At 67.5% G+C, this 25666-nt stretch carries 29 protein-coding genes; 27 read left to right on the forward strand and 2 right to left on the reverse strand.

Annotated features, from left to right (window positions below; genetic code table 11):
* Window positions 1-41 precede the first annotated feature (41 nt).
* The 15 genes from FJX73_06780 (at window position 42) to FJX73_06850 (ending at window position 15824) form a co-directional block, all read left to right on the forward strand.
* Entirely contained in the window at window positions 42-1079 is a 1038-nt protein-coding gene (locus tag FJX73_06780; protein ID MBM3470482.1) for a tripartite tricarboxylate transporter substrate binding protein, read from the forward strand.
* Between the two features lie 8 nt (window positions 1080-1087).
* The gene (locus FJX73_06785; GenBank protein MBM3470483.1) at window positions 1088-1531 is read left to right on the forward strand and encodes a tripartite tricarboxylate transporter TctB family protein; all 444 of its coding nucleotides are present in this window, start codon (window positions 1088-1090) and stop codon (window positions 1529-1531) included.
* Between the two features lie 12 nt (window positions 1532-1543).
* A complete protein-coding gene (locus tag FJX73_06790) occupies window positions 1544-3079 on the forward strand; it encodes a C4-dicarboxylate ABC transporter permease (protein MBM3470484.1) in 1536 nt (511 codons plus the stop codon).
* Window positions 3079-4488: an aldehyde dehydrogenase family protein gene (locus FJX73_06795; protein ID MBM3470485.1), complete on the forward strand. Its 1410-nt coding sequence runs from the start codon at window positions 3079-3081 to the stop codon at window positions 4486-4488. The genes FJX73_06790 and FJX73_06795 overlap by 1 nt, the downstream gene beginning before the upstream one ends.
* A 34-nt stretch (window positions 4489-4522) precedes the next feature.
* Window positions 4523-4918: a cupin domain-containing protein gene (locus FJX73_06800; GenBank protein MBM3470486.1), complete on the forward strand. Its 396-nt coding sequence runs from the start codon at window positions 4523-4525 to the stop codon at window positions 4916-4918.
* Window positions 4919-4945: 27 nt separating this feature from the next.
* Window positions 4946-5743, forward strand: a complete 798-nt coding sequence (gene aroD / locus FJX73_06805) for a type I 3-dehydroquinate dehydratase (GenBank protein MBM3470487.1) — start codon at window positions 4946-4948, stop codon at window positions 5741-5743.
* Window positions 5743-6762 carry a zinc-binding dehydrogenase gene (locus FJX73_06810; protein MBM3470488.1) on the forward strand — a complete coding sequence of 340 codons (1020 nt, stop codon included), beginning with the start codon at window positions 5743-5745 and terminating at the stop codon, window positions 6760-6762. The genes aroD and FJX73_06810 overlap by 1 nt, the downstream gene beginning before the upstream one ends.
* Window positions 6763-6780: 18 nt before the next feature.
* Window positions 6781-8508, forward strand: a complete 1728-nt coding sequence (locus FJX73_06815; protein MBM3470489.1) for a thiamine pyrophosphate-binding protein — start codon at window positions 6781-6783, stop codon at window positions 8506-8508.
* A gap of 42 nt (window positions 8509-8550) precedes the next feature.
* Complete coding sequence (locus FJX73_06820) at window positions 8551-9279, forward strand: IclR family transcriptional regulator (GenBank protein MBM3470490.1); 729 nt, start codon at window positions 8551-8553, stop codon at window positions 9277-9279.
* Window positions 9263-10465 (forward strand): CoA transferase, encoded by a 1203-nt coding sequence (locus tag FJX73_06825; GenBank protein MBM3470491.1) that lies wholly within the window; start codon window positions 9263-9265, stop codon window positions 10463-10465. The genes FJX73_06820 and FJX73_06825 overlap by 17 nt, the downstream gene beginning before the upstream one ends.
* Window positions 10462-11316: a citryl-CoA lyase gene (locus FJX73_06830; GenBank protein ID MBM3470492.1), complete on the forward strand. Its 855-nt coding sequence runs from the start codon at window positions 10462-10464 to the stop codon at window positions 11314-11316. Before FJX73_06825 ends, FJX73_06830 begins: the two co-directional genes overlap by 4 nt.
* Before the next feature lie 655 nt (window positions 11317-11971).
* On the forward strand, window positions 11972-12208 hold the full coding sequence (locus FJX73_06835) for a hypothetical protein (GenBank protein ID MBM3470493.1): 237 nt from the start codon (window positions 11972-11974) through the stop codon (window positions 12206-12208).
* 2 nt (window positions 12209-12210) lie between these two features.
* Window positions 12211-12549 carry a type II toxin-antitoxin system PemK/MazF family toxin gene (locus FJX73_06840; GenBank protein ID MBM3470494.1) on the forward strand — a complete coding sequence of 113 codons (339 nt, stop codon included), beginning with the start codon at window positions 12211-12213 and terminating at the stop codon, window positions 12547-12549.
* Between the two features lie 119 nt (window positions 12550-12668).
* A complete protein-coding gene (locus tag FJX73_06845; protein MBM3470495.1) occupies window positions 12669-14072 on the forward strand; it encodes a hypothetical protein in 1404 nt (467 codons plus the stop codon).
* Window positions 14073-14213: 141 nt separating this feature from the next.
* A complete protein-coding gene (locus FJX73_06850) occupies window positions 14214-15824 on the forward strand; it encodes a bifunctional shikimate kinase/3-dehydroquinate synthase (protein ID MBM3470496.1) in 1611 nt (536 codons plus the stop codon).
* A gap of 25 nt (window positions 15825-15849) precedes the next feature.
* Here the strand turns inward: FJX73_06850 and FJX73_06855 are convergent, their stop codons facing one another.
* Window positions 15850-16461: a hypothetical protein gene (locus tag FJX73_06855; protein ID MBM3470497.1), complete on the reverse strand. Its 612-nt coding sequence runs from the start codon at window positions 16459-16461 to the stop codon at window positions 15850-15852.
* 69 nt (window positions 16462-16530) lie between these two features.
* Between FJX73_06855 and FJX73_06860 the strand changes: the two genes are divergently transcribed.
* Window positions 16531-17151: a histidine phosphatase family protein gene (locus tag FJX73_06860; GenBank protein ID MBM3470498.1), complete on the forward strand. Its 621-nt coding sequence runs from the start codon at window positions 16531-16533 to the stop codon at window positions 17149-17151.
* On the opposite strand, the gene FJX73_06865 is transcribed toward FJX73_06860, so the two are convergent.
* Window positions 17134-18528 carry an MFS transporter gene (locus FJX73_06865; protein ID MBM3470499.1) on the reverse strand — a complete coding sequence of 465 codons (1395 nt, stop codon included), beginning with the start codon at window positions 18526-18528 and terminating at the stop codon, window positions 17134-17136. The genes FJX73_06860 and FJX73_06865 overlap by 18 nt on opposite strands.
* Window positions 18529-18616: 88 nt before the next feature.
* Between FJX73_06865 and FJX73_06870 the strand changes: the two genes are divergently transcribed.
* The 11 genes from FJX73_06870 to aroA all read left to right on the forward strand — a co-directional run bounded on the left by FJX73_06870 (window position 18617) and on the right by aroA (window position 25653).
* Window positions 18617-18910, forward strand: a complete 294-nt coding sequence (locus FJX73_06870) for a type II toxin-antitoxin system RelE/ParE family toxin (protein ID MBM3470500.1) — start codon at window positions 18617-18619, stop codon at window positions 18908-18910.
* Window positions 18907-19152 carry a type II toxin-antitoxin system Phd/YefM family antitoxin gene (locus FJX73_06875; GenBank protein MBM3470501.1) on the forward strand — a complete coding sequence of 82 codons (246 nt, stop codon included), beginning with the start codon at window positions 18907-18909 and terminating at the stop codon, window positions 19150-19152. The genes FJX73_06870 and FJX73_06875 overlap by 4 nt, the downstream gene beginning before the upstream one ends.
* 126 nt (window positions 19153-19278) lie before the next feature.
* On the forward strand, window positions 19279-19713 hold the full coding sequence (locus tag FJX73_06880; protein MBM3470502.1) for a DUF488 family protein: 435 nt from the start codon (window positions 19279-19281) through the stop codon (window positions 19711-19713).
* A 44-nt stretch (window positions 19714-19757) separates the two neighbouring features.
* Window positions 19758-19991, forward strand: coding sequence for a transcriptional regulator (locus FJX73_06885; GenBank protein MBM3470503.1), 234 nt, complete (start codon window positions 19758-19760; stop codon window positions 19989-19991).
* On the forward strand, window positions 19984-20397 hold the full coding sequence (locus tag FJX73_06890; GenBank protein ID MBM3470504.1) for a hypothetical protein: 414 nt from the start codon (window positions 19984-19986) through the stop codon (window positions 20395-20397). The genes FJX73_06885 and FJX73_06890 overlap by 8 nt, the downstream gene beginning before the upstream one ends.
* 33 nt (window positions 20398-20430) lie before the next feature.
* On the forward strand, window positions 20431-20943 hold the full coding sequence (locus FJX73_06895) for an N-acetyltransferase (GenBank protein MBM3470505.1): 513 nt from the start codon (window positions 20431-20433) through the stop codon (window positions 20941-20943).
* Window positions 20944-21152: 209 nt separating this feature from the next.
* The gene (aroC, locus tag FJX73_06900) at window positions 21153-22271 is read left to right on the forward strand and encodes a chorismate synthase (protein MBM3470506.1); all 1119 of its coding nucleotides are present in this window, start codon (window positions 21153-21155) and stop codon (window positions 22269-22271) included.
* Window positions 22265-22831 carry a GNAT family N-acetyltransferase gene (locus FJX73_06905; GenBank protein MBM3470507.1) on the forward strand — a complete coding sequence of 189 codons (567 nt, stop codon included), beginning with the start codon at window positions 22265-22267 and terminating at the stop codon, window positions 22829-22831. The genes aroC and FJX73_06905 overlap by 7 nt, the downstream gene beginning before the upstream one ends.
* Window positions 22764-24002, forward strand: coding sequence for a 3-dehydroquinate synthase (aroB, locus tag FJX73_06910; protein ID MBM3470508.1), 1239 nt, complete (start codon window positions 22764-22766; stop codon window positions 24000-24002). The genes FJX73_06905 and aroB overlap by 68 nt, the downstream gene beginning before the upstream one ends.
* A gap of 2 nt (window positions 24003-24004) precedes the next feature.
* Window positions 24005-24382, forward strand: a complete 378-nt coding sequence (gene aroH / locus FJX73_06915) for a chorismate mutase (GenBank protein MBM3470509.1) — start codon at window positions 24005-24007, stop codon at window positions 24380-24382.
* Window positions 24367-25653, forward strand: coding sequence for a 3-phosphoshikimate 1-carboxyvinyltransferase (gene aroA, locus FJX73_06920; protein MBM3470510.1), 1287 nt, complete (start codon window positions 24367-24369; stop codon window positions 25651-25653). Before aroH ends, aroA begins: the two co-directional genes overlap by 16 nt.
* Window positions 25654-25666 lie beyond the last annotated feature (13 nt).

Below are 25666 nucleotides of genomic sequence, written 5' to 3' on the forward strand. Positions count from 1 at the left end.
ATACAAGGAGTGCCATCGAAACACCACGGGGAGGTAACGAGATGCACGCGACCACGGCTCATCGGCTTGTGCGTATGTTCCTCGTTCCTGCACTGGTGATAGCCCTGGCATGGGGTGTGGCTATCAGTCCATCCGGCGCGCAGGTGTACCCGGAGCGAAGCATCACCGGGATCATCCAGTGGGGCGCCGGCGGGACCACCGACCGTGTCTCGCGCCGGATCACCCCTCTGGCCGAGCGAGGGCTGGGCCAGCGGATCGTGCTCAGCAACATGACCGGCGCCACCGGCGCGGTCGGAATGCAGTACGTCTTCGATCAGAGGGCAGACGGCTACACCCTGCTCTACGCGGCAGAGAACCCGACGCTCTACGGCGTCCTGGACATCTCGCCGCGGAACTTCGACGAGTTCGAGCCCGTCAGTCTGATGGCGCGCAGCATTCCTGTTGTGGTCGTCCGGAGCGACTCCAAGCTGCGCTATCTCACCGAATTGATCCACCTGGCCAAGCAGCAGCCCGGACAGGTCAAGGCCGGCTCGACGGGAATCGGTGGCGTGCCCTTCGTAGTGGGGGCCATGATGACCGCGGTCAGCGGCGTGAAGTTCAACCCGATCCCGTTCGACGGCGACGGTCCTGCCATACCCGCGCTCCTCGGCGGGCACATTGACTTCCACGTTTCAGTCCTCGCAGCCGTGGCAGAGCACATGCGCGCCGGCCGGATGCGGGCCCTTGCCGTCATTGACAATGTGCCCTCGGACGTCGCTCCCGGCGTGCCGGCTCTGGGCCAGATGATGCCCGAGTACCGGCCTTACCTGCCGTGGGGACCGTTCTTCGGCGTGTGGGTCAAGAAGGGTACTCCCGCGCCCGCGATTCGGCGGCTGGTTGACTCGTTCAGGCCTGCCGTGGCCGCCGAGGATACCCGGGAATTCCTGGACCTCATCGGCGCGGTGCCCATGAACATGGCCGGCGATGAGGCGGTGAGGTGGGTCAAGAACTGGCAGTCCGTGACCGCCTGGTTGCTCCACGACGCCAAGGCGACCCAGAAGTCGCCGGAGGTGTTCGGAATCCCACGGCCTCGCCGGTAGACCCGGCGATGTACGGCGACAGGCGACGGCTGTCAGCACACCTGCAGCCAGCGGGCATTGTTGCACTGGCAGGGTTCGTGTTCTTCAAGGCGAGCCGGATGTCCAACTTTGGACACGACCCCGGCTCGCCTGGCGTTTTCCCGGCACTGGTCGCCCTGGTCCTGTTGCTGTGCGCCTTGTTGATCTGGCGGGAGAGTACGGCAGGGACAGCCGCGCCGGCTTCTGACGGCGGGGCCGTGAGGTCCACGGCCCTGATTGCCGCCCTGATGGCCGTCCTCTACGGGGTAGTGCTTCGCAAGCTGGGTTTCGTGGGCGCATCGTTCCTGTATCTGGCCGTCTCATTCATGTGGCTGCGCGCGACCGCCTGGTGGAAGTCCGTCCTGCTGGCGGGCGCGGCCGTGGCAGTCACGTTCGTGGTGTTCCGGCAAGTGTTCCTGGTGCTCCTGCCCTAAGGAGGTACCGTTATCGAACTTGCGCTGCAGGTCTTCCGGGAGTTCCTTACCCCGCAGAACGTCGCGCTGTCCGCCATAGGCGTCGTGTCCGGCATCGTCGTGGGCGCGGTCCCCGGGCTGTCGGTCACCATGGCCACGGCGCTGCTGGTGTCCATGACATATGCGTGGGACACCAAGCCGGCTCTGGCGATGATGCTTGGCGTGTACGCCGGGGGCGTCTACGGCGGGTCGCGGTCGGCGATCCTGATCAACATCCCAGGGACGCCGGCGGCCGTGGCCACCGGTTTCGACGGCTACCCCCTGGCCCAGCAGGGCGAGTCAGGCATGGTCATCGGCGTCGCGACCGTGCAGTCGTTCATCGGCGGCATCCTGGGTCTTACAGCCCTGGTGGTGGCCGGCCCACTCATCTCCGAGTTTGCGTTGAAATTCGCACCCAGGGACTACTTCCTGCTGGTGGCGATGGGGCTGTCACTCGTCAGCAGGCTCGGAGCGAAGTCAATGCCGCGAGCCCTAGTCGCCGCGTCCGGGGGCGTGCTCGTCGGTCTGGTGGGCATGGACCCGGTGACGGGCGAAGGTCGGTTCACCTTCGGGCTGCCCCTGCTGATCGGCGGCGTGCACTTCATCGCCGTCCTCATCGGCCTGTTCGGTCTGTCCGAGGTGTTCTACCAGTTGGGCAGGATCGGCCGGGGCACCGCGCCTCAGATACAGATCCCGGAGGTCGGCCGAATCCTGCCGTCGTGGGCGTCCGTTCTGCGCTTCCTGCCGCTCAGCCTGCGCACATCCGTCATCGGCGTCATGGTAGGTGCGCTGCCAGGCACCGGGGGAGAGATCGCGGCCCTGCTGGCCTACGACCATGCCAAGCGGACCGTGCGCAAACCCACGCGGCCGTTCGGACAGGGCGCCATCGAGGGCGTGGTGGCTCCGGAGACCGCCAACAACGCCGCCATTGGCGGGGCGCTCATCCCGATGCTCACGCTGGGGATCCCCGGCGACGCGGTCACCGCGGTGCTGATCGGCGCGCTGTTCATCCACGGCCTGCGACCCGGGCCATTGCTCATGGTGGAGATGCCGGACCTGTTCTGGTTCATTGCGGGGTCCTACGCGATGGCCAACGTCTTCCTTTTGATCTTTGGGTTGATGGCGGTCCGTCCGTTCGTGAAGCTCGTCAACGTCAACAAGAAGATCCTTATGCCCATGATCGCGCTGATCTCGGTCGTGGGCACCTACGCCATTCAGAACAACATCTATGACGTCTTCTGGATGATCGGGTTCGGCGTCCTGGGGTACTTCATGAAGCTGGGCGATTATCCGGTCGGCCCCATGGTGCTGGGCGTCATTCTGGGGCCGCTCGCCGACATCAACTTCCGTCGGGCGATCATCTCTGTCCGCGGGAACGTGCCCGCTTTCCTGGGGGAGTTGTTCACCAACCCCATCAGCCTGATCCTGACGATCATGCTGCTGGCGGCGTTCATTCCAAAGTTGCCAGAGGGAGGGATCCTAGGCTGGCTGCGACGCTTGCTGCGGTTGGGCAAGAGGGAGGGTGCATGATGTCGCCTCGACCGATCACTCCCGAAGAAACCGCTCATGTCGACGAGCTCGTGGCGCGCGGGCGCGCGGCGCTCCAGGCGTTCGAAGGCGCCACCCAGGAACAGGTGGACCGGCTCTGCCAGGCGGTGGCCTGGGCGGTCGCGAACGAGAAGACCTTCACGCGCCTCGCCCACATGGGGGTCGAGGAGAGCGGCATCGGCGACCCCGAGAGCCGGGTCGGGAAGCGCTTCAAGGTCATGGGAATCCTGCGAGACGTCCTGCGGCAGAAGAGCATCGGCATTATCGAGGAACTCCCGGAGAGGGGCATCGTAAAGTACGGCAAGCCGGTGGGCCTCATTGCCTCGCTCGTCCCCACCACCAACCCCGAGCTGACGCCGCCGGGCGTCGGGATCTTCGCCATCAAGTGTCGGGACGCGGTCATCTTCTCGCCGCACCCGCGCAGCAAGAACACTACCCGCGAGACGGTCGAGATCATGCGCCGCGCCCTGGCCTGCGAAGGGGCTCCGATCGACCTCCTTCAGTGCGTCGAGCGTTCGAGCATCCCCGCCGCCCAGTACCTGATGACCCGGGTCGATATGGTCCAGGCGACCGGCGGGCGCGATATGGTCAAGGCCGCGTACGCCTCCGGGACGCCGGCTTATGGCGTCGGCGCCGGCAACTCGACGATGGTCATCGACGAGACCGCGGACGTCGCCGAGGCGGCCCGGAATACCCGGATCAGCAAGATGTCCGACTTCGGCTCCGGCTGCTCGGCCGACGGCAATCTGGTCGTCGACGCGAGAATCTACGAGGCGCTGCGCGACCGCCTCGTGGCGGAGGGCGGCCACCTCGCCACGGCCGAGGAGGCGGCGAAGCTGCGGGCGATCCTCTGGGACGACGACGGCCACCGGACGCCGGACACGATCGCGATCTCGGCCCAGAAACTGGCCGAACGGGCTGGCTTCGAGGTAGCTTTGGATCGGCGCTTCTTCATTGTCGAGCAGACCGACATCGGGCGGCACAACCCGTTCAGCTCCGAGAAGCTCGGCGTGGTCCTGTCGATGTTCCGCTACTTTGGCTTCGACGAGGCGCTCGAGATGGTCAGGGCCATCTACGAGGTCGGAGGCAAGGGCCATTCCTGCGGCATCTACTCGTTCAACGACGACCACATCGACCGGCTGGCGCGCGTCGCGCCCGTGAGCCGGATCATGGTCCGTCAGCCGCAGTCGAAGGCGAACGCCGGCGCCTTCAACAACGGGATGCCGATGACCTCGAGCCTCGGGTGCGGGACCTGGGGCGGCAACATCACCTCGGAGAACATCCACCTCAAACACTACATGAATACCACCTGGGTGAGCCGCCCGATTCCCGAGGATCGGCCGTCCGAGAAGGAGCTCTTCGGCGAGTTCTATGGGACGCCCGTCGATTGATGTGTTCAAGAGATTGTGACAAGGAGGGTGCGCGATGAGCGTCAAGCAGCGGGCCGGCGTCAAGGTTATCCGCACGTTCACCGAGGGCAAGCAGTCCTGGATCGGCCTCGATAATCCTGGTTTCCGGCGCAAGGTGTTCAGGACGGTGGACCAGAAGCTGGTCGGGTCCGAGTTCATCGTGGCCGGCATCACCATCTTCCCACAGGGCGAGTCCAGCTCTCTGCACGAGCATCCCGGATCCGAGGAGATCAACGTGATCCTCTCGGGCAGCGGGGAGGCGGTGGACGCAGACGGCAGCCGCCAGCCGTTCGGTCAGCACGACATGATCTTCGTGCCCAAGGGCCGCAAGCACCAGCATGTCAACTCCGGCACCGAGCCGCTCGTGCTGCTGTGGGCCTACACACCGCCGGGAGAGAACCCCCCGCGGTAACGGCAGCCCGGTGGGAGGGTGAGCCCGATGCGACTGGAGGCCAGGCGGCCGGTTCGGATAGGCCACCGCGTCCTGGGCGGGCCGACCGTGCTGACATGCGTGCCGCTGACCGCGGCGGAGCGCGCCGCGCTGGCTCCGCAGGCAGCACGCCTTGGGGCGCTTGGACCCGACTGCGTCGAGTGGCGCGCCGACTTCGTCTCCGGCCTGACCCCTGAGGATGTGACGGAGCTGCTTGCCGGGATCTCCGCCGCCGCGTCGTGCCCGCTGATCTTCACCAACCGGCGGCATGAAGAGGGTGGGGCCCGTCCCCAGGACGAGGCGCAACGCCTGGCCATACTTGAGGCCGCGGCGTCGACCGGGCTGGCCGCGCTGGTGGACATCGAGATGGCCACGTCCCCGGCACTGGCGGAGAAGGCCGCGACCGTGGCTAGGAGCTCTGGGACATCGGTAATCAGGTCGTGGCACGACTTCGGGGCCACCCCCCCGGCAGCGGCTATCCTCGACTCGCTGCGCGCGATGCAGGAGGCAGGGGCAGACGTCGCCAAGGTGGCGGTCATGCCGCGCGCCCCACAGGACGTCCTGGTGCTGCTGGAGGCCGGGCTGGAGGCCCGCAGCACGTTCCTTGAGATCCCATGCATACTCATGTCAATGGGAGCCGTGGGCGCAATGAGCCGGATCGGAGGGGGATACTTCGGTTCCGACCTGACCTTCGCGGTTGGGATAGCGGCTTCGGCTCCAGGCCAGATCGGGCTGGACATCGCCAAGCGGCTCCTCGCCGCAGTCGGGCTCGGGCAGGAGGGTGAGCCCATGACAGGAGGGTCGTGATGAGCAGGATGCGAGCAGCGAGACTGCACGGGCCGCGAGACCTGCGCCTGGACGAGGTGCCGGCCCCGATCCCGCGGCAGGGCGAGGTGTTGGTACGGGTTGAGCGGGTCGGCATCTGCGGTTCCGACGTGCATCTCTACGCCGGCCACCGGCAGGCGCCCTACCCCATGATCCTGGGACACGAGGCGATAGGCAGAATCGCCGCGGTCGGAGACGGCGTCTCAGCCGATCTTGTGGGCAGGCGGGCCGTGGTCGAGCCCAACATCCCCTGCACAACCTGTCCGATCTGCCGACGCGGCCACGGCAACGTCTGCCCCAACAAGCGCGTCCTGGGTGTCAACGAGGACGGCGTCTTCGCGGAGTACGCGTCCATACCGGCCAGCCACGCCTGGGTGGCGCCGGATGCCATCCCAGACCCTGACCTGGTGCTGACCGAGCCGCTCGCGGTGGCGGTGCATGCTCTGGCGGCCTCGGGGCTGGTTCCGGGAGATCGCGCCGTGGTTCTCGGGTGCGGCGCCATCGGGCTGTTGCTCGCGCATCTGCTAAGCGCTGCGCGCATCTCGGTCACCGCGCTCGACCTTGACCCCAGGAGGGTCGAGGTGGCCAGGGGTCTGGGAGCGGCCGAGGCGGTCGTGATGAGCCAAGAGGCCGGCAGAGAGATCGCGGCGCGCATGCGTGATACCGGCGAGCCAGCCACGGTCTTCGAGTGCTCGGGGGCCGCGGCCGGCGCCGCGTGGTGCATCCGGGCGGTTCCGAGGAGAGGACGCATCCTGATGCTGGGGCTGGGCGCGGATGAGGTGGCGTTCTCGCCGCTGCACTTCGTCCGCGAAGGGATAGAGCTGGTCGGCTCGTTGATCTACGACCATCCCGACGACTTCCGCCGCGCCCTCAGCCTCGTCGAGGGAGGGCTGCGGGCGGGGCATCTCGTCGAAGCCGAGTTCCCCCTGGAGGAGGCAGCCGCCGGCCTGCAGGCAGCGGCCGAGTCCCGGTTTGTGAAGGCAGTCATCCGCGTCACCTAGCCCGGAGGGTTGGTATCCATGGGGTCCAAGCAGCACAACGTCGCGCACCAGATCGTGCGGTTCCTGGAGGGCGCGGGCACCGAGTACGTGTTCGGGCTGTGCGGCCACACGGTGATAGCGGTGCTGGATGCGCTCTCCGACAGCCGCGTGCGCTTCGTCATGACCCGGCACGAGCAGATCGCGGCGCACATGGCCGAGGGCTACGCGCGCGCGTCCGGACGCTGCGGCGTCCTCCTCACGCATCTCGGCCCCGGGCTCACGAACGCCGCGACCGGCGTTGCAAACGCCGCGCTGGACTCGATCCCGCTCCTCGTGATCGCGGGCGACGTGCCCGGCTACTTCTACGGCCGCCACCCGCACCAGGAGATCCAGTATCACACCGACGGCGACCAGTGGGAGGTCTTCCGCCCCTTCGTCAAGCGGGCCTGGAGGGTGGCTGATCCGCGCGGGCTCGATCGAATCCTGCCGCGCGCCTATAGTTTGGCCACGAGCGGCCGGCCGGGTCCGGTGCTCGTGAATGTGGCCATGGACGTCTTCTCGATGCCGGCGGAAGGGCCCCTACCGTTGCCCCCGACTCCGATGGCGTCGCCCGGGCTCGATTCGGCCACCGCCCGACAGATCGCCCGGCGCCTTCTGGCGGCGCGCCGGCCGGTCATCTACGCGGGCGGAGGCGTGATCTCGTCAGGGGCTTCGGAGGAGCTGCGGCTGGTGGCCGAGCACCTCGGCTCGCCTGTCGCCTACTCGCTGATGGGCAAGGGTGCTCTGCCGGACGACCACCCACTCATCCTCGGCATGACCGGGTTCTGGGGGACAGAGCTGACGAACCGGGTGACGCGCGAGGCCGACCTCATCCTGGCCGTGGGTACAAGGTTCGCCGAGGCCGACTCCAGCTCGTGGGATCCGCGGTTCACCTTCGCGATTCCCCCGACCGAGCTCATCCATCTTGATATCGACCCGCAGGAGATCGGCCGTTCGTTCCCTGTCTCCATAGGCGCCGTGACAGATGCGCGCGCCGGCCTCGCCGCGGTCCTGGCGGCGCTGCGTGAACTGGCGCCCAACGGAGGGGGAGGTCACGCAGAGCTTGCCAGCATCCAGGCGGAGCGGCAGGCCTGGCTGGAGGGGCTCGAGGGCCCCTCGCGCTCCTCGTCGGTGCCGCTGGCACCGCAACGGATCCTGGCCGACGTCCGTGCCACCCTTCCCAAGGAAGGAGTCCTGGTCACCGATGTGGGCTGGAACAAGAACGGGGTCGGCCAGCAGTTCCCGATCTACCTGCCACGGACGCACCTTCCGCCGGGCGGCCTGGCTACAATGGGATACGGCCCCGCGGCGGTGCTGGGCGCCAAGTTGGCGAGGCCTGACGTCCCATGCCTTGCCATGGTGGGCGACGGCGCGTTCAGCGCCAACCCCTCGGTGCTCGCGGCCGCCGTGGAGGGAGGCATCGCGGTAACCTGGGTCGTGATGAACAACAGCGCCCACGGCACGATCGCCGGCCTGATGGGGGCGCACTACGGCCGGACATTCGGTTGCGAGTTCCAGTGCGCCGGGCAGCCATACAGCCCGGACTTCGCGGTGATGGCACGCGCCTATGGGGCCGACGGGGTGAAGATCGAGAGGGCCGAGGACCTGGCCCCGGCCCTGTCGGCGGCGCTGGGGTCCGGAAGGCCCACGGTCATTGACGTGCCGATGGTGAACGATCCGGTGCCGACCGCCGGGCACTGGGACATCAACGACATCTACCGGTGGTGACCGTTTGGCGCTCAAGCCCCGGTTGACGGCACGATGGCGGCCATGAAGACAAGCGGCGTGGCGGCGGTAGAGCGCGCGCTTGCCATCCTCGACGCCTTCCGCGAGGGCGATGACGGCCTCACCCTGGCCGAGATCGCCGAGCGCACGAGGATGTACAAGAGCACCATCCTGCGCCTGTGTGCCTCGCTGGAGAAGTACGGGTATCTGTGGAGGGTGCCTGACGGCAGGTACCGGTTGGGCCCCACGCCCATGCGCCTCGGCAGCCTCTACCAGCGCGGGTTTCCCCTGGCCGACCGCGTCGTGCCGGTCCTGCGCCGGCTCGCGAAGTATAGCGGCGAGAGCGCTTCGTTCTATATCCGCCATGGGGCTGTGCGTGTGTGCCTCCACCGCGTTGACTCCCCGGCGCCGATCCGCGATCACGTGCGCGAGGGCGACCACCTACCGCTGGACCGGGGCGCGGCGGGTCGGGTGCTGCTGGCGTTCGGCGGGGCCAGGGGCTCGCTCTTCGCAGCCGTCCGCCGCGACCTGGTCGCCGCCTCCTTCGGCGAACGCAACCCCGAGACCGCGGCCGTCGCCTGTCCGGTCTTCGGCGTGGAGCAGGAGCTCGTCGGCGTGCTGTCGCTGTCCGGCCCGCTCTACCGGTTCCGTCCCGAGGCGGTGCGGCGGATGTCCTCGGCGCTGATGCGGGAGGCTGCGGACCTGACCGCTGCTCTGGGCGGCGACCGCCGGCCCTTCGACAAGAGGATGGCCACACGTGTTACGTCCGCTTGAGGGCATAAGGGTCCTCGATCTCACCAACGTGCTGGCGGGTCCGTTCTGCACGTTCCAGCTCGCGCTGGTGGGGGCCGAGGTCATCAAGGTCGAGGTGCCCGGGACCGGCGACCTGGCGCGCCAGCTCGGCGCGGACCCTGAACTGAACCAGCGCCTGATGGGCGCGTCCTTCATGGCCCAGAATGCCGGCAAGCGGTCGGTGACGTTGGACCTCAAGCAGGCCCGTGGCCGCGCCGTGTTCGAGCGGCTCGTGGCAACCGCGGACGTGCTGGTTGAGAACTTCCGGCCCGGTGTCATGGCACGTCTGGGTACGGGCTACGACGAGCTATCTCGCATCAACCCCGCCTTGATCTACTGTGCCATCTCCGGATTCGGCAGCGACGGTCCGTTGCGTGGCAACCTGGCCTACGACCAGATCATTCAGGGACTCTCAGGCGTGATGAGCGTCACCGGGGACGCGGCGACCGGGCCACTGAGGGCAGGGTTTCCGATATGCGACACCCTCGGCGGGCTCACCGCGGCGTTCGCGATCACCTCTGCTCTTCTGGCCCGCCGGCAGGGCGGCCGGGGCGCGTTCATAGACGTGTCAATGCTTGAGGCCACTCTGGTGGCCATGGGGTGGGTTGTCTCGAACTACCTGATCGCGGGCGAGGAGCCCCAGCCCATGGGCAACGACAACTTCACGACCAGCCCGTCGGGTGCGTTCCGAACCCGGGACGGCCTGCTCAACATCGCCGCCAACAAGCAGGAGCAGTTCGTGGCGCTCTGCAGGGTGGCGGGGCGTCCTGATCTTGCAGACGACCCCAGGTTCGCGCGGCGCGGGGACCGCCTCAGCCACCGCGCCGCCCTGACCGCGGAGATCGAGGTTGCCCTGGCCTCGCGCACGGCGGCCGAGTGGGAGCCCCTGCTGAATCAGGCCGGGGTGCCGGCGGGCCGCGTGCTCTCGGTTTCGGAGATACTGTCCCACCCGCAAGTTGCCGGGTGTGGGCTGGTGCGCCAGTTCGGTGACGTTCCAGGAGCCGGCCGAGGCATCTCGGTCACGACCGCCGGGTTCAGGTTGTCCGGATGCCGGCCCGATGTGGACCGCCCGCCTCCCCGCCTCGGAGAGCACACCGACGAGGTGCTCCGGGGCCTGGGATTCACTGACGACGAGATCGCCACGCTGCGAGCGGAGGGCGCGATATGACGGATCAGCCGGCCGACCCGTCCCGGGCCTGGTGGCGCACGGCGATCATTGACATCGCCCCCGGCCAGATCGGCGTGCGGGGTTACGCGATAGAGCAACTCATCGGCTCGATCTCCTTTCCTGCCATGATCTGGTTGCTGCTGCGCGGGGAGTTGCCGTCCCCTGCGCAGGCCGCACTTCTGGAGGCAGCCCTTGTGGCCTCCGTGGACCACGGGCCGCAGGCGCCGTCCATTGCGATTGCACGGATGTCGGTTACCTGCGGGCTCCCCCTCAACAACGCCGTGGCGTCGGGGATCAACTCTCTGGGCGACGTCCACGGCGGAGCAGGTCAGCAGTGCATGGAGATGTACGAGGCGATAGCGGCTGCCTGCGGTGAGCGCTCACTCGGCGAGGAGACAGATCGGGGCGCACCCCTTGAAGAAGCCGTGCGCGACGAGGTCGAGCGGGCTAGCCGCAGGCCTAACCGGCTGATCCCGGGGTTCGGCCACCGGTTCCACCCGGTGGATCCGCGGGCGGTGCGCCTGCTGGCGATGGTGGATCAGGCAGCGAGGGACGGCGTCGTTGCGGGCCGGTTTGCGCGCATCGGCCGCGCGGTCGAGGCGGAACTGGAGCGGCGCAAAGGCCGGCGGATCCCCATGAACATTGACGGCGTTACCGCAGTGGTCTTCTGCGAACTGGGCTTTCCCCCGCCGCTGGGCCGCGGCCTGTTTGTGCTGTCGCGGGCCGCGGGCATCCTGGCACACGCGTGGGAGCAGAGCCAGCAGGGCGAGCGCATCAAGGGACCGGTTCCTCCTGAGGCCGGCTATACGTACACCGGAGTTCCCAGAAGAGACCTCCCAGGGCAGGTGTAGCCCCCGGCCCCCCGCGGACAGACCCCGCGGTACAATACCTGCGAAAGGGGTTTGCGACAATGGCGGAAGAACAGACTGGGGGGCGCACACGACCATGAGAAGGATAATCTTGATGCTCGCGGTGCTGCCTCTCCTTGGCGCCGCGAGCGCCAGCCCGGAGCCCTCGTTTTCGTATCGCGTGACAGGCTGTGCCGAGACAGAAACGGGTATGCCCTCGAAGACACGGTCCCCGTATCAGACTGTTGGCGCGACGATTGAGGTCGTCGGGGGCGGTATCCGCTATTCCAGAGCGGGCACGCATCAGTGTTGCCGGATGGTTGTGGTCCGCAGGCAAGTCCAGGGGAGACGAATCGTTCTGACGGAGTTCTGGACGGGCGATGGGTGCCGCTGCATGTGCTCCTCTCGAATTGAGGCCACCCTCACCAATCTGGCCTCGGGAGAGTACGAGGTTGCCGTCTACAGCGGCGGTACTGAGCCGATCACTCATAAGGAGATAGAACCGAAGGCGATTCTCTCGAAAAAGGCGAGAATTCCATAGGCATGAAGCCCCACCGTGCGTATCAGCGAACGGCGCTGCGGCCGCTGCTGCGCTAGGACGCTGGACACAGACGACCGGGAGAATTGACGACGCGCGCAGGCCGGTTATACTTGGGGTATGAAGACCGCGGTGTCCATCCCGAACGAGGTGTTCGAGGGAGCCGAACAGCTGGCGCGGCGCATGAGGCGGTCCCGCAGCGAGCTATACAGTCGAGCCCTCGCTGAATACGTTGCACGTCACGCCCCTGACCGCGTGACCGAAGCCATGGACCGGGCGCTGGACGAGATCAACGAACCGGCGGATCAGTTCACACGGGTGGCGTCCCGGCGCGTCCTGAAGCGTAGCCGCTGGTGAGCATCGGCCAGGGGGACGTTTGGTGGGCCGACCTGTCGGCGCCGAGGGGGTCCGGGCCGGGGTTTCGCCGTCCGGTGGTCGTCGTGCAGGGAGACGCGCTGAACCGCAGTCGAGTCGCGACGGTCGTTTGTGTTCCTCTGACGAGCAACCTGAAGTGGGCGGCCGCACCGGGAAACGTGCTGCTTTCGCCGCGTGTCACCGGGCTCCCAAAAGAGTCGGTTGCCAACGCCTCGCAAATCGTGGCGTTGGACAAGACCGATCTTACCGAGCGGGTCGGGAAGCTGCCACGAGCCAAGCTCAGCCTAGTGCTTTCTGGGATCGATGTCGTCCTTGGGCGATGAGGAGCCATCCATCGGGCCCCACCTGCCTTCGTGTGGAAGAACGCACCGGCGGAGCCCTGCAGAGGAGGGACCGCCCCTGCCAGGGCCAGACCATTCCGTGAAGGGGAGGGTTGACTGTCGTGAATCGCTGGCGTACGACCACGCTCGCTGTCCTGACGTCCCTGGCCGTCCTGCTCACATCTTTCGGGTCGGCCGGCCTCGCCGCGGACCCCGGATTGCCGAAGTACATCCTCATCATGTTCGCGGACGGCGCCGGCCCTGGGACGTTTGAGCTGGGCCGCCTCTACCACAAGGAGGTCCTGCGCAAGGGGTTCATCACCACCGATACCATCATGGCCGCCGGCAACCTGGGCCTGATGATCCACACCTGCGCGGACGCCCTGGTGTGCGACTCCGCCGCCGCCGCGACGGCCATGTTCACCGGGTTCAAGACAAACACCGGCATGATCGGGATGACACCGAACAAGCAGCCCGTCCGCAACCTGGCCGAGGTGGCCAAGGCCAGGGGCTACCGGATAGGGCTGGTTTCCACGGACGCAGTCTGGGATGCGACGCCTGGCGCCTTTTCGGCCCACGCCGAGTCGCGCAGGGATGCGCCCTCCATAGCGGAGCAGTATGTCGCCCTAGAGCCGACGATCGTGCTAGGCGGGGGCAGGGGCGCCTTCCTGCCGAAGGCCGCGGGAGGCGAGCGGGCCGACGGTCGAGACCTTCTGGCCGAGCTGCGCGCGCGCGGGTACTCGGTTATCACCACAGGGGACGAGCTGCGCAAGGTCGCCGGCGGCAAGGTGTTCGGGCTCTTCGACACGGGCGGGCTGAGCCTGGACCTGGATAAGGACCCGGAAGAGCCCTCCTACGCGGAGATGGTGGCCGCGGTACTTCGTGTCATGAAGTCCGGCCAGGGCAAGTTCATAGCGATGCTGGAGAACGAGAACACGGACGCAGCGACGCATGATAACGATCTCCCGTCCACGCTCGCGGCGCTGGAAGAGTTCGAGCGCGGCGTCCGGCTGGCCTACGGCTTCTACCTGGCGCACCCGAAGGAGACACTGCTCATCGTCACCTCCGACCACGACACCGGAGCGCCGGGGTTGACCTACGCGCAGCGAAGTCTGTCGCACACGGCGAGCGCCGACCGCGTTTACCCTACAGCGGCGCACCTCGCGATGGCCCGCGTGGCCCGGACCTCGGTGAACACGGCGTCGGCGCGGCTGGGCGCGCGCCCAACTGTAGCAGATCTGGCCAGGGTCATGAGCGAGTCCTATCCGAGGCTGGTGATGCATGATCGCTACCAACAGCACATCCTGCGCAACGAGATGGTCAATCCCGCGCTGGCGCGTCGGATACGACAGGGCGCATTCGGGCTCATGCTCGGCCAGTACACGCTCGTCTACTGGGGCTCCACCGGGCACACCTCCATCCCTGTGCCGGTCGCCGCGATCGGAGTCGGCGCGGAGCGCTTCAGGGGCTACATGGACAACACCAAGTTCGCGCACATCCTGTTCGACCTGATGGGGGGGCGCTAGAGGCCAGAGACAGGCACTCACGCCTCCTCGCCCCCGGCGGGCTACACAGGTAGCCGGCGCCGGCCGTGGTATACTCTCTCGCAACAACGGGGCCTCCTGCCGCGGAGGGCCGCGGGAGCCCCTCTCCGGAGGGTGTTCGTCGTGAGGAACATTGCCTTGATCGGGATGCCGGCCACCGGAAAGAGCGCTGTCGGCCGACAGCTCTCGCTCACCCTTGGCCTGCCCTTCGTGGACACCGACGAGACGATCGAGAGCCGCGAAGACGCGTCAATCTCCTCGATCTTCGCGCGCCACGGGGAGCCCCACTTCCGGGCCATTGAAGAAGCGCTGATCGCGGAGGTCACGCAGGCGCCGGGCGTGGTTGCCACCGGCGGCGGCGTGGTTGAGCGCCAGACCAACCTCCAGGCCCTGCGCTCCTGGGGGTGGCTCATCGCGCTCGTCGCGTCTCCGGAGGCCATAGCGCGCCGCGTTGGACAGGCGGACCAGTGGCCGCTGCTGAAGGGCCAGGTGGTTGCGAACCTTGAGCGGCTGTGGGCGCGGCGCGCAGAGAAGTACCTGTCCGCCGATCTGGTGGTGGACGTTGGGCACGAAGATGTGGACGGCGTCGTGCGCAAGATCCTGGGATTCCTCGCGGAGCGCGAGCCGGCCTCCTCGGTCGAGGTCCGCCCTGGCCAGGCCCCGGCCTACCGCGCCGTCGTTGGCACGGGCATCCTGGGGCTACTGGGACACTACGCGCGAGAGGCCGGCCTGTCGGACCGGGCAGGCATCCTGGCGTCCCCTGCGGCGGCCCGCCGGCACGGCGAGCAGGTCTGCGATGCCCTGCAGGGAGCGGGCCTGGATCCTGTGCTGATTGAGGTTCCATCCGGCGAGAGCGTTAAGACGTGGGAGATCGTAGGGGGGCTCTACGGCCGCCTCGTCCGTGAGCAGATTGACCGGACAGGATGCCTCATTGCCATGGGCGGCGAGGAGGTGCTCGATGCGGGCGGCTTCGTGGCCGGCACCTACATGCGGGGCATTCCCGTCGCGTACGTTCCAACCACGCTCATGGCGCAACTCGACAGCTGCGTCGGCGGCAAGGTGGCCCTCAACCACTTCCGGGCCAAGAACCTCATTGGGTTCCTCCATCACCCTCGGCTGGCCATCGTGGATGTGGCGGCCGTCAGCGGAAGCGGCGTGCGGTCGGTTCGGGCGGGTCTGGCCGAAGCCGTCAAGTACGGCGCGATCGCCGACGCGGATCTATTCGACTTCATTGAGGCACATGCCGCGGAACTGCTGGACGCCGACAGCCGCCGCCTGCCGGAACTCGTGGCGCGTTGCCTGCGGATCAAGGCCCGCTTCGTGGAAGAGGATGAGCATGGGGTGGGCCCGCGCATGCTTCTCAACTACGGGCACACCTTCGGGCACGCGATCGAATCCTCGACGGGATTCCATCGGTACACGCACGGCGAAGCCGTGGCGATTGGGATGACGCTGGCCGCCCGCGTCGCTGTGGCGATGGGGTTCGCCCCCGCTTCTCTGGAAGCCCGCCAGACCGCGTTGCTGCGGGCACTCGGTCTCCCCATTGATTTCTCCGGCGTGGCACCGGCCCGCCTGGTGGAGGCGCTCTGGCGAGACAAGAAGCGGCAGGGCACGAGCCTGCGGTTCGTGCTTCCCAGAGGGTTCGGACAGGGAGAAGTCCGGGGCGACGTCCCGATTGAGCTGGTGGAGCGTGTGCTAACAGACCACGCCCCACCGGCCAGCGCTGGGGGTTAGACGCCGGGCATACACGTTCGTCGTTCTACTTGCACGACGGCAAAGTGATCTTGATGGCAGCGTTGAAATCGTAGTAGTCCGTCGTCATCGTTACCGCGCCATCATCGCCAAGAACCTGCGCGCGCCTGGGAAGGCCGTCCGCGGTCGCCACGAACAGCCGCGTCTTCACCGTCATCACGTCGTTCTTCCACACGTAGGTGTACGACTGAGTCCGGACACCCGCGATCGTCTCTTCGGGGCCCCGGGTTGCGGCCACCTCACCCCACATCTGCCCGGGGTCCAGGATGGCCTGTTCTCGGGGCTGAGATTGACACATCCACGGTCCTCCGCCAGTCCGCATTCGGACCGCGGTCCCAACCTGGATCGTCTCAATGGTGTTCCCTCCGACCGTCATCTTGGCGTGGTAGCTGTCGGGGTTCACCACGTCCATCATGGTGACCATGGGGCCGGTCGGTCCTGCTATCGTTCCCCTGGAGCGGTAGGACTTGAGCTTCGCGAGCTTGGTCATAGCGGCAGAGACCTCCGCCCAAACCTTCGCGTCTCCCTTGACGACGAGCTTCGGGGCAGCCGATGCCCCCACCACGAATGTCAACGTGCCGACGAGGACAAGCGCCAGCACCTTCATGATGGTCCTCATGTCAGCCACCTCCCTCAGCGGTTGCTTCCCTGCTGCCCCGACGAAACCTGCTATCATAGCGTGTGCCAGATGAGCCCTACGACCATCTACCTCATCCGCCACGCCGAGACCACCTGGAACGCCGAAGGGCGCCTGCAGGGAACCCTGGACGCTCCGCTGAGCGAGCGCGGTCAGGAGCAGGTGCGGCGGCTGATTGAGGCGCTCCGTGCGGTCCCGCTTGCCGCGGTGTATTCCAGCCCGCTCGGCCGGGCCCATGCGACCGCCGATCCGATAGCAGCCGCGCACGCGGTCCCGCTGCGCACCGTCGCAGAGCTGCGGGAGATGGCGCAGGGCGAGTGGGAGGGCCGCCTGATCTCAGAGGTCAGGGACGGGGACGGCAGGCCGATCCAGGCCAGGGTGGATTCGCCCGTTGAGTCTGTCTTCCCCGGCGGCGAGACCATGGAGCATGTGCAGACGCGCGCAGTCGCCGCGCTGCGTATGCTGGCAGAGCGGCACCCCGGCGAGGTCATCGCGGTCGTCGCCCACGGAGGAGTGAACAAAACGCTCCTGCTGTCGTGCCTTGGCGCGCCCCTGGGGCATCACGCGCGGATCGCTCAGGGCGGGGCGTGCATCAACATCATCGAGTTGGGCGGGCCGCTGCCCCGCGTTACTGCGCTGAACAACACGGTGCACCTAGACGTTGACCCGTAGGTCGCCTTCAGGGTAGCGCCGAAAGACCGCGATGCCCGCGACCACGCAGGCGGTGGCGATCATCGGCGCCACCCGCAGCCCGAGCCCGTACCCGAAGACCTCCAGGACGCCACCCAGGATTGCGGCCGCGACGCTTGTTGCGCCGTTGAGGATCAGACCCTGGAACGCGAAGAACATCCCCTCCAGGCGCTGCCCGCGCTCGCGGGCCACTGCGTGGGCGATGTCGGCCAGGATCGCGTTGGGCAGCACAAACAGCGCCGCCAGCGGCAATCCGGCCATCGCGGCAACCAGGTAGCCCTGGGCCGCCGCGCCAAGCGGCACCGGCCACAGGCCGACCGATGCCAGAAGGGGCAGGATCACGCCGGCTGCGGCCATGGCCAGCAGCAGCGCCCGCGGCTTGCCCAGGCGGTCGGCCAGGGCAGCGATAGCGGGTAGGGCGAGCAACGTCGTGGCCACGCTCGCTCCCAGCACGCTGCCGACCGCGGCCCGGGGCAGGCCCATCAGGACCGTCACCATCAAGGCCATCGAGAGGTTCACCATGGAGAGCCCGAGCCACAGCAGCGCGAACCCCACGATGAAGACCCGAAACGCCCGCTCGCCGAAGACCGTGCGCAGCGCAGGCCAGAAATCAACCGGGGTGTCGGCGATCGGCCGCTCGCGCACTGCGATCCCTGCCACCAGCAGCGGGATTAGACCCAGCGGCGCCAGCATCAGCCCCATGGTCCGGAAGCCGGCCCTCGCGGCGAGCGCCGACGAGGCGATGAACGCCGCCGCTGTGCCGGTCAGACTGAACGCGCTCTGCCATGCCGAGGTGACGACACGATCCCGCCCGGGCCCGGTGATCTCGGGCAGCAGCGCCATGTAGGGGTTGAGCACGAACGTCAGCACGAAGAAGAAGACGCCCAGCACCGCGGCCAGGAAGAGAAAGTTCACAGCAGAGACAACCTCGTGAGGCGGCCTCCACAGGAGCGCGAAAGAGGCCGCCAGCAGCGGCGCGCCGGCCAGGATGAACGGCCTCCGGCGGCCGATCTGCCAGCGCAGCCGGTCGCTCCAGTGGGCCACCAGCGGATCGGCCAGCGCGTCCACGGCACGTCCAATGCCCATGGCCAGGCCCAGAAGTGCCGGCGCCACGAGCTGAGGCAGGCCCTGATCCGGCGGCGGCGCGTAGAAGTAGAAGACCCACAGTAGAACGGTCTGCTGGAGCAGGCTGGAACCGAAGGGTCCGAGACTGTAGAGGATGCGGCGGGCGGGAGTGAGCACGCACGAGGCTTCCACAGAGGCGCCGTCGTATTCCTTGTTCAGTCGCCACCCGCAGGGGGGCGGCCCAACGACCCGGAGCGAAATGGGATGCCCTGCTTGCAGTGCTGGCCGGACCACGAGGTTCTTCTTGCTTCAAGTTGGGCGCACAGCAATGCGCCCCACCTGCCTTGACGCACTCGACTATTCTGGCTAGAATCTGGCTAGAATGCGCCATGAAATCCTGCTAGCGCCAGAGGCCGCCCAGGACCTCGAGGAGCTTGACGCGCACGTTCGGGTTACGGTCCGTGACGCTATCGAGAAACACCTTCGGCATCAGCCCGCCCGGACGAGCAAGAGCCGGATCAGGCGTTTGAGAGGCCTGGCGCGACCTCAGTTTCGTCTTCGCGTGTGCGAGGTGCGCGTCTTCTACGACGTTTTCGAAACACGTGTAGAAGTTCTCGCCATCGTCCGGAAGTCAGACGCCAGGGCATGGCTAGAAAGGGCGGGTGAACGATCATGAAGAAGGTCGCTCTCTCGGAGGCCAAGGACGACCTCTCCAGGATACTCCGCGTCGCCGAGAAGGAGGAGGTACTCATCACCCGGCACGGCAAGCCCGCGGGTGTACTGGTTGGCTTTGAGTCAGAAGACGATTGGTTTGACTATCGGCTTGAGCATGATCCCAGGTTTCTTGCTCGAATCGAAGCAGCGAGGCGCAGCTTGCGGGCCGGGCGTGGTGTAAGGCTCGAAGACCGCGACACGTGACAGGGAGAGGGTACCTGACTTCGGCTTGCGGCCGCCAGCGGGCGGGACTTCGTCGGTACTCCAGATTGCCCCGTTCGCCCGCCGCGGCTGATACCGCGCGTTGGGCGGCATAGAAGGGAGCGAGTGGTGGCAATACGTGTTGTCAGGCTAGGCAGTCAGAGGGTAGAGGGCGAAGGCACACGCATCGGAACCGTTCGGCGTCCGCCGCGTGGTGTGCCCAGGGCAGAGTTCGCATCACAGAACTGGTACGATGTGTGGCTCCCCAACCTTGCGCCGAGCGTCGAGACCATGAATCTCGGCCAGGAAGCCAAGACGCCTGCTGAGTGGGCCAATTTCATCAGGAATTACCGGGCTGAAATGGCAGCTCCGGAGAACAGCCACGTCATCGAGCTACTCGCGGCACTCTCCCGCCAAAGCAACTTCTCGGTCGGCTGCTACTGCGAGAGTGAAGCACGTTGCCATCGTTCGGTGCTTCGCGAATTGCTGGCCGAGAGGGGTGCCAGGCTGGAAGCGTCGGCCGCTGATGTCAAACGTTTGGCCCGCCACAAAGGAGGTGTGTAGTGCAAAGCCAACAACCGAAAGGTCCATTCTGCCAAAGCTGCGGTATGCCCCTCGAGAAACCCGAGGACTTCGGCACCGCGGCCGGTGGGTCTCGGGCAAACGACTACTGCCGTTTCTGCTTTCAAGACGGCGCGTTTACAGAACCCGAGATAAGCATGCAGGCCATGATTGACAGATGCGTCGCCATCATGGCGCAACAAGGCATCATGCCGGAAGATCAGGCAAGGGCGCTCATGACCGACGTCATCCCTGGGTTGAAGAGGTGGCAGCGTGCCTGACCAGACCATCAAGATCGTCGTTGCGGCGGTGCTCTTGCTTCATGGGCTGGGTCATGGCGGAGCGCTTGGCGCGCTCGTCTGGATCAGGTTCAGGCCGGGTGACGCCGGGGCCTGGCTGGCCGCGCGATCATGGCTCTTCCCCGCACTCCCGGCTGGCACGGCTACTGCGATGGCCAGCACCTTCTGGGTCTTGTCCTTGATCGGCTTCGTCGCGGCGGCCTTGTCATTCTGGTGCATCCTCGTGCCCGGAGATGCGTGGAGGCAGATCGCCGTCGTTTCGGCGATCGTCTCGACCCTTGGCATCGTGCTGTTCTTTGGCACATGGCCCACCCTCAACACAATCGCCGCCCTTGCGGTGAACAGCGCGGTTCTTGTCACGCAGCTCTGTCTGCGCTGGCCCCCGTAGACCGGCTGAACATCGGCTGTAGGTGAAGGTCGTATGACTCGTATCCGAGCCGAGAAACCCGGTGATGCTTCCCAAGTTCGGGCCGTCATCGAGGCAGCGTTCGGGCGGTCACTAGAGGCCGACATCGTGGCCGAGCTGCGGCTGGCCAGCGAGGACTACCTGGCATTGGTGGCCGAGGACGGCACGGTGGTCGGCCACATCCTATTCACCCCGGCCGTGGTCGAACTCGCAGGGCGCCGGGTCGTCGGCATGGGGCTCGCGCCGATGGCTGTTCTCCCGGATCGCCAGCGCCAGGGCATCGGCAGCGACCTCGTGAGGCGCGGGCTGGAGATCCTTCGCGAGAGGGGCTGTCCTTTTGTGGTTGTCCTCGGGCATCCGGAGTACTACCCGCGCTTCGGGTTCGAGCCCGCCTCCGCTCATGGCCTCGCCAGCCAGTGGGAAGGCGTGCCCGACGAGGCGTTCATGGTCCTGGTCCTGGACGCGGACGCCATGGAAGGTGTCACCGGCGTGGTGAGGTACCGGGACGAGTTCGATGAGGCCGTGTAGGATGCAGCCCGCGTAGGGTGCGGCTCGCGTAGGGTGCGGCCCGTGTAGGATACAGCCCGCCCAGGCCTTGACGGATTCCCGTACAGGGAGCGCGGCGGCTCTGGCGTATTCTACTGCAACAATGGGTGCGGCGCCGCCGCGGGGATTGCCGCCGTGGGCACTGGGATCCGGGAGGTTCCCGCGGCGACCGGCGTCGGGGAGGGGCAATGCTGCGCTATCTCACAGCGGGCGAATCGCACGGCCGAGCGCTGGTCGCCATCGTCGAGGGCCTGCCCGCAGGGCTGCGGGTGGACGAGGACTGGGTCAATGCCCAGATGGCGCGGCGCATGCAGGGGTACGGCCGCAGCAGCCGGATGCAGCTGGAACAGGACCGTGCCGAGATCGTCTCGGGCGTAATCCGCGGCGAGACCATCGGCGCGCCGGTTGCGCTCTGGATCGAGAACCGCGATTGGCGGCGCGACGAGCCGGACATCACGCGGCCCCGGCCCGGGCACGCCGATCTAGCCGGCGCGCTCAAGTACGGCTTCGACGAGGTGCGCCGCGTGCTCGAGCGGTCCAGCGCCCGCGAGACCGCGGCGCGCGTGGCCGCCGGCGCCCTCTGCGGTCGGCTCCTGGATGAGTTCGGGGTGCGCCTGTTCAGCCACGTTACCGAGATCGGCGGCGAGGCGATTCGCGAGCAGCCCGCTCACTGGGAAGAGGTCCCGGCGCTGGCCGAATCCTCGGCGGTGCGCTGCGCAGACCCCGAGGCCGAAGTCCGCATGAAGGTGGCGATTGACGCGGCACGCGCGCGCGGGGACACGTTGGGCGGCGTGTTCGAGGTCGTGGCGCTGGGCCTGCCTCCGGGGCTCGGCAGCCACGCCCATTGGGACCGGAGGATTGACGCCCGCATCGCCGCGGCCGTGATGTCCATCCCCGCGGTCAAGGGCGTCGAGTTCGGGCTTGGGTTCGGGGCGGCGCGCACGCCGGGCAGCAGCGCCCACGATGAGATCCTCCACGACCCGGAGCGCGGGTTCTACCGGCCGACCAACCGCGCGGGAGGCGTCGAGGGAGGCATGACGAACGGCGAGCCCCTGGTTGTCCGGGCGGCGATGAAGCCGCTCTCGACGCTGCGCGCGCCGATGCGCTCAGTGGACCTGAGAACCAAGGAAACGGTGGAGGCAGCGGTGGTGCGCAGCGACGTCTGCGCGGTGCCGGCCGCGGGTGTGGTTGGCGAAGCGATGGTGTCGTCCGTGCTGGCCGATGCCTTCTTGGAGAAGTTCGGCGGCGACGCGGTGGCGCACATCCGGCAGGCCTACGACCGGTACAGAGAGGAAGTGCGACGGTGCTGACCATCATCGGTCGGCGCGTCAACCTGAGGGAGTTCAGGGCCGAGGACGCCGCCTGGCTGGTCCGGATGATGGCGCGCGGCACATGGTGGAAGTGGGACGCGCCGTGGGAAGGTCCTCCCTCCGAAGACGAACTACGCCAGGTGCCCGTGCGAATTGCCGCCATGGTCCGCGAAGCCGCCTCGCCGCCCAGGCGCATGATAATCGAGACGCGGGCAGGGTCTCCCATTGGCACGGTCTCCCGCTACTGGGTGGACGAGCGCACCCAGTGGCTGGAAGTAGGCGTGGGCATCTACGCGGCGCGTAACTGGGGCCGGGGGTTTGGGCCGGCAGCGCTTGGGCTGTGGGTGGACCACCTGTTCGAGGCCCTGGAACTGCGGCGCGTCGGCCTGCGCACCTGGTCCGGAAACGAGCGGATGGTACGTCTTGCCCGCCGCCTGGGGTTCAAGCGGGAGGCCGTATTCCGGGAGGCCTACGCCACCGCGGATCGCGCCCATGACCGGGTTGCCTTCGGCCTGCTCAGGCGGGAGTGGCAGCGGGTCCGGCGTTCCTGGCCCGGGTAGCCCGATGCGGACGGATACCTCCCGACCGTCGGAGATGCCGCCAGAGAAACCGCCAGAGAAACCGGCAGAGAGCGGCTGGCGCCGCGTGCGCGTGAACCTGGGTCCCCGGTCGTACGATACCGTGGTGGGCGCAGGCGCGATCTCCCTGACCGGGCACGAACTGCAACGGCTCGGCGCCGGCCGCCAGGCCGCGGTACTGTCCAACCGGGGAGTGTTGCGCCGCTTCGGGGATGCGCTGTTGCGCTCCCTGGAAGGATGCGGCTTCGCTGCTCAAACCCTGACAGTCCCAGCCGGTGAGAAGTCCAAGAGTCTCCGTCAGGTTGTGCGCATCTACGATGCGCTCGGCGCGTTCGGGTTCAACCGCGACGACACGCTCATCGCGCTGGGCGGGGGCGTCGTGGGCGACCTGGCAGGGTTCGCGGCCGGCACCTATATGCGCGGCATCCGGCTGGTGCAGGTGCCGACCACCCTGCTGGCCCAGATTGACAGTGGCATCGGAGGGAAGTCGGCGGTCAACCACCCGCGCGCCAAGAACCTGATCGGGGTCTTCCACCAGCCGGCGTTGGTGATAGCCGACACCGACGCGCTGCGCTCGCTGCCACCGGCGGAGTTGCGCTTTGGGCTGGCTGAGGCCGTCAAGTACGGCATGGCGATGGACCGTGTGCTATTTGAGATGCTGGAGGGGTTCACGCCCAGGAATCTGGATGAAGTCGTGTATCGCTGTGCCGCGCTGAAGGCCAGCGTGGTCGAAGAGGACGAGTTTGATTGGGGCCCACGCGAGGTGCTCAACTACGGGCACACGGTGGGACACGCCATCGAGGTGGCGCTCCCCGGCCGCTTCACGCACGGTGCCGCGGTGGCCATCGGGATGCAGGTGGAGGCCCGCGCAGCGGTGAGGCTCGGCCTGCTGGGCGAGGCGGACTCGGCCCGTCAGGCCGCCCTGCTGGAGTGCCTGGGACTGCCGGTGACGGTTCCGGCCGGGCCTGCCGGCCCGCTGCTCGAGGCGATGCATCTGGACAAGAAGCGGCGCGGCGGCAGGATTCACTGCACCCTTCCCGAAGGCATCGGCCGTGCCCGGCTGGGAGTGGAGGTTCCTGACTCCCTGATGCAGGAGGTCGTCATGGAGTGCCAGGAGCCCATCCAGGCCGCGCCGCGCGAGGGAGGGGCATAGGAGTGCACGTCCGGGGCATACGCGGCGCGATCACGGTGGAGTCCAACGCCGCGGAGGCGATTCGCGAGGCAACGCGCACCCTGCTGGAGGCGATGGTGCGCGCCAACCATGTTGAGACGGACGAGATAGCCGCGGTGATCTTCACGCTGACCCCGGACCTCGATGCCACCTTCCCGGCCGAGGGCGCCCGGCAGATGGGCTGGGCCTCTGTGCCACTCCTTTCGTCCACGGAGATCGCCGTGCCGGGCGCGCTGGAGCGCTGCCTGCGCGTGCTCATGCTGGTGAACTCGCCCAGGGCGCAGGGAGAGATCGCGCACATCTACCTGCGCGGAGCCGAGGTACTCCGGCCGGACCTCAACGCGCGATCTCGGGCGACGTGAGAGAGATAGTCCCTCTGGGGACCCCCCCGGATGCGTCCATTCGCATCCCCGGCTCGAAGAGTCTGACCAACAGGGCCCTGCTGCTGGCCGCGCTGGCCCGCGGTAGATCACGGCTGACCGACGTGCTGTTCAGCGATGACACAAGCGCGATGGTAGAGAGCCTGCGGCGGTTGGGCTTCGCAGTCCAAGTTGACCAGCCGGGACTGCTCATGATGGTCGAGGGCCTCGGCGGGGACATCCCTGCAAAGAGCGCCGATCTGTTCGTCCGGGGTGCCGGGACGGCGGCCCGGTTTCTGACCGCGATGGTGGGTCTGGGCAGCGGTCGGTTCACGATAGACGGCACGGAACGGATGCGGGAACGGCCGATCCAGGATCTGCTCGACGCCCTTGGGATGCTTGGTGTGGAGGCCGTTGCAGAGCGCGGAACGCCTCCGGTGGTGGTGAATGCACACGGCATGCGCGGTGGACGCGCGATGGTGCGCGGCGATACAAGCAGCCAGTTCCTCTCCGCGCTGCTCATGGCTGCGCCGTACGCACAGAACGATGTGGAGGTGATCCTGGAAGGCCGCCTGGTGGAGGCCCCCTACGTTGAGATGACGCTGGCCGTGATGGAGGCGTTTGGGGTCAGCGTTGGGCGCGAGGGCGTACGGCGGTTCTTCGTCCGGTCCGGACAGCGCTACCGCGCGCGCGAGTACGCCATCGAACCGGACGCCAGCGCCGCCGCGTACTTCTTCGCGGCCGCGGCCATCACCGGAGGCAGGGTGAGGGTGCCGGGGCTCTCCAGGTCCTCGCTACAGGGGGACGCGCGCTTCGTGGATCTGCTCGAGGAGATGGGCTGCCGGGTAGTGCGCGGCGAAGGCTTCCTCGAGGTCTCGGGAAGCGGGGTGCTGCGCGGAATCGAGGCAGACCTCTCCGAGATGAGCGATCAGACCATGACGCTGGCCGCGATCGCGCCCTTCGCCGACGGCCCGACCCGCATCCGTCGCGTTGCGCACATCCGCCACCAGGAGTCCGACCGGCTCGCGGCCACGGCTGCCGAACTACGGCGGTTGGGTCAAGAGGTGGAGGAAAGCGACGACGGCCTGGTGATCCTGCCCAGGCCTGTGCGGCCGGCTGTGGTTCAGACATACGATGACCACCGCGTGGCGATGGCCTTTGCGGTCACCGGCCTGCGGGCCCCGGGAATCGCCATTGCGGACCCCGGGTGCGTGGCCAAGACCTTTCCGGACTTCTTCGAGCGGTTGGAGGACCTCCGCTCGGGTCCTGCCTAGCCCGACTTGGTCT

The organism is Armatimonadota bacterium (genome assembly GCA_016869025.1).
Lineage (GTDB): Bacteria > Sysuimicrobiota > Sysuimicrobiia > Sysuimicrobiales > Humicultoraceae > VGFA01.

Coding starts and splice junctions, on each gene's coding strand:
- FJX73_06810 (MBM3470488.1), top strand. CDS start 5,743: ATGAGCAGGATGCGAGCAGCGAGACTGCACGGGCCGCGAGACCTGCGC.
- FJX73_06780 (MBM3470482.1), top strand. CDS start 42: ATGCACGCGACCACGGCTCATCGGCTTGTGCGTATGTTCCTCGTTCCT.
- FJX73_06895 (MBM3470505.1), top strand. CDS start 20,431: ATGACTCGTATCCGAGCCGAGAAACCCGGTGATGCTTCCCAAGTTCGG.
- FJX73_06820 (MBM3470490.1), top strand. CDS start 8,551: ATGAAGACAAGCGGCGTGGCGGCGGTAGAGCGCGCGCTTGCCATCCTC.
- FJX73_06785 (MBM3470483.1), top strand. CDS start 1,088: ATGTACGGCGACAGGCGACGGCTGTCAGCACACCTGCAGCCAGCGGGC.
- FJX73_06835 (MBM3470493.1), top strand. CDS start 11,972: ATGAAGACCGCGGTGTCCATCCCGAACGAGGTGTTCGAGGGAGCCGAA.
- FJX73_06830 (MBM3470492.1), top strand. CDS start 10,462: ATGACGGATCAGCCGGCCGACCCGTCCCGGGCCTGGTGGCGCACGGCG.
- aroB (MBM3470508.1), top strand. CDS start 22,764: ATGACCGGGTTGCCTTCGGCCTGCTCAGGCGGGAGTGGCAGCGGGTCC.
- FJX73_06855 (MBM3470497.1), bottom strand. CDS start 16,461: ATGAGGACCATCATGAAGGTGCTGGCGCTTGTCCTCGTCGGCACGTTG.
- aroD (MBM3470487.1), top strand. CDS start 4,946: ATGCGACTGGAGGCCAGGCGGCCGGTTCGGATAGGCCACCGCGTCCTG.
- FJX73_06875 (MBM3470501.1), top strand. CDS start 18,907: ATGAAGAAGGTCGCTCTCTCGGAGGCCAAGGACGACCTCTCCAGGATA.
- FJX73_06815 (MBM3470489.1), top strand. CDS start 6,781: ATGGGGTCCAAGCAGCACAACGTCGCGCACCAGATCGTGCGGTTCCTG.
- FJX73_06885 (MBM3470503.1), top strand. CDS start 19,758: ATGCCCCTCGAGAAACCCGAGGACTTCGGCACCGCGGCCGGTGGGTCT.
- FJX73_06800 (MBM3470486.1), top strand. CDS start 4,523: ATGAGCGTCAAGCAGCGGGCCGGCGTCAAGGTTATCCGCACGTTCACC.
- FJX73_06860 (MBM3470498.1), top strand. CDS start 16,531: ATGAGCCCTACGACCATCTACCTCATCCGCCACGCCGAGACCACCTGG.
- FJX73_06870 (MBM3470500.1), top strand. CDS start 18,617: ATGCGCCATGAAATCCTGCTAGCGCCAGAGGCCGCCCAGGACCTCGAG.
- FJX73_06795 (MBM3470485.1), top strand. CDS start 3,079: ATGTCGCCTCGACCGATCACTCCCGAAGAAACCGCTCATGTCGACGAG.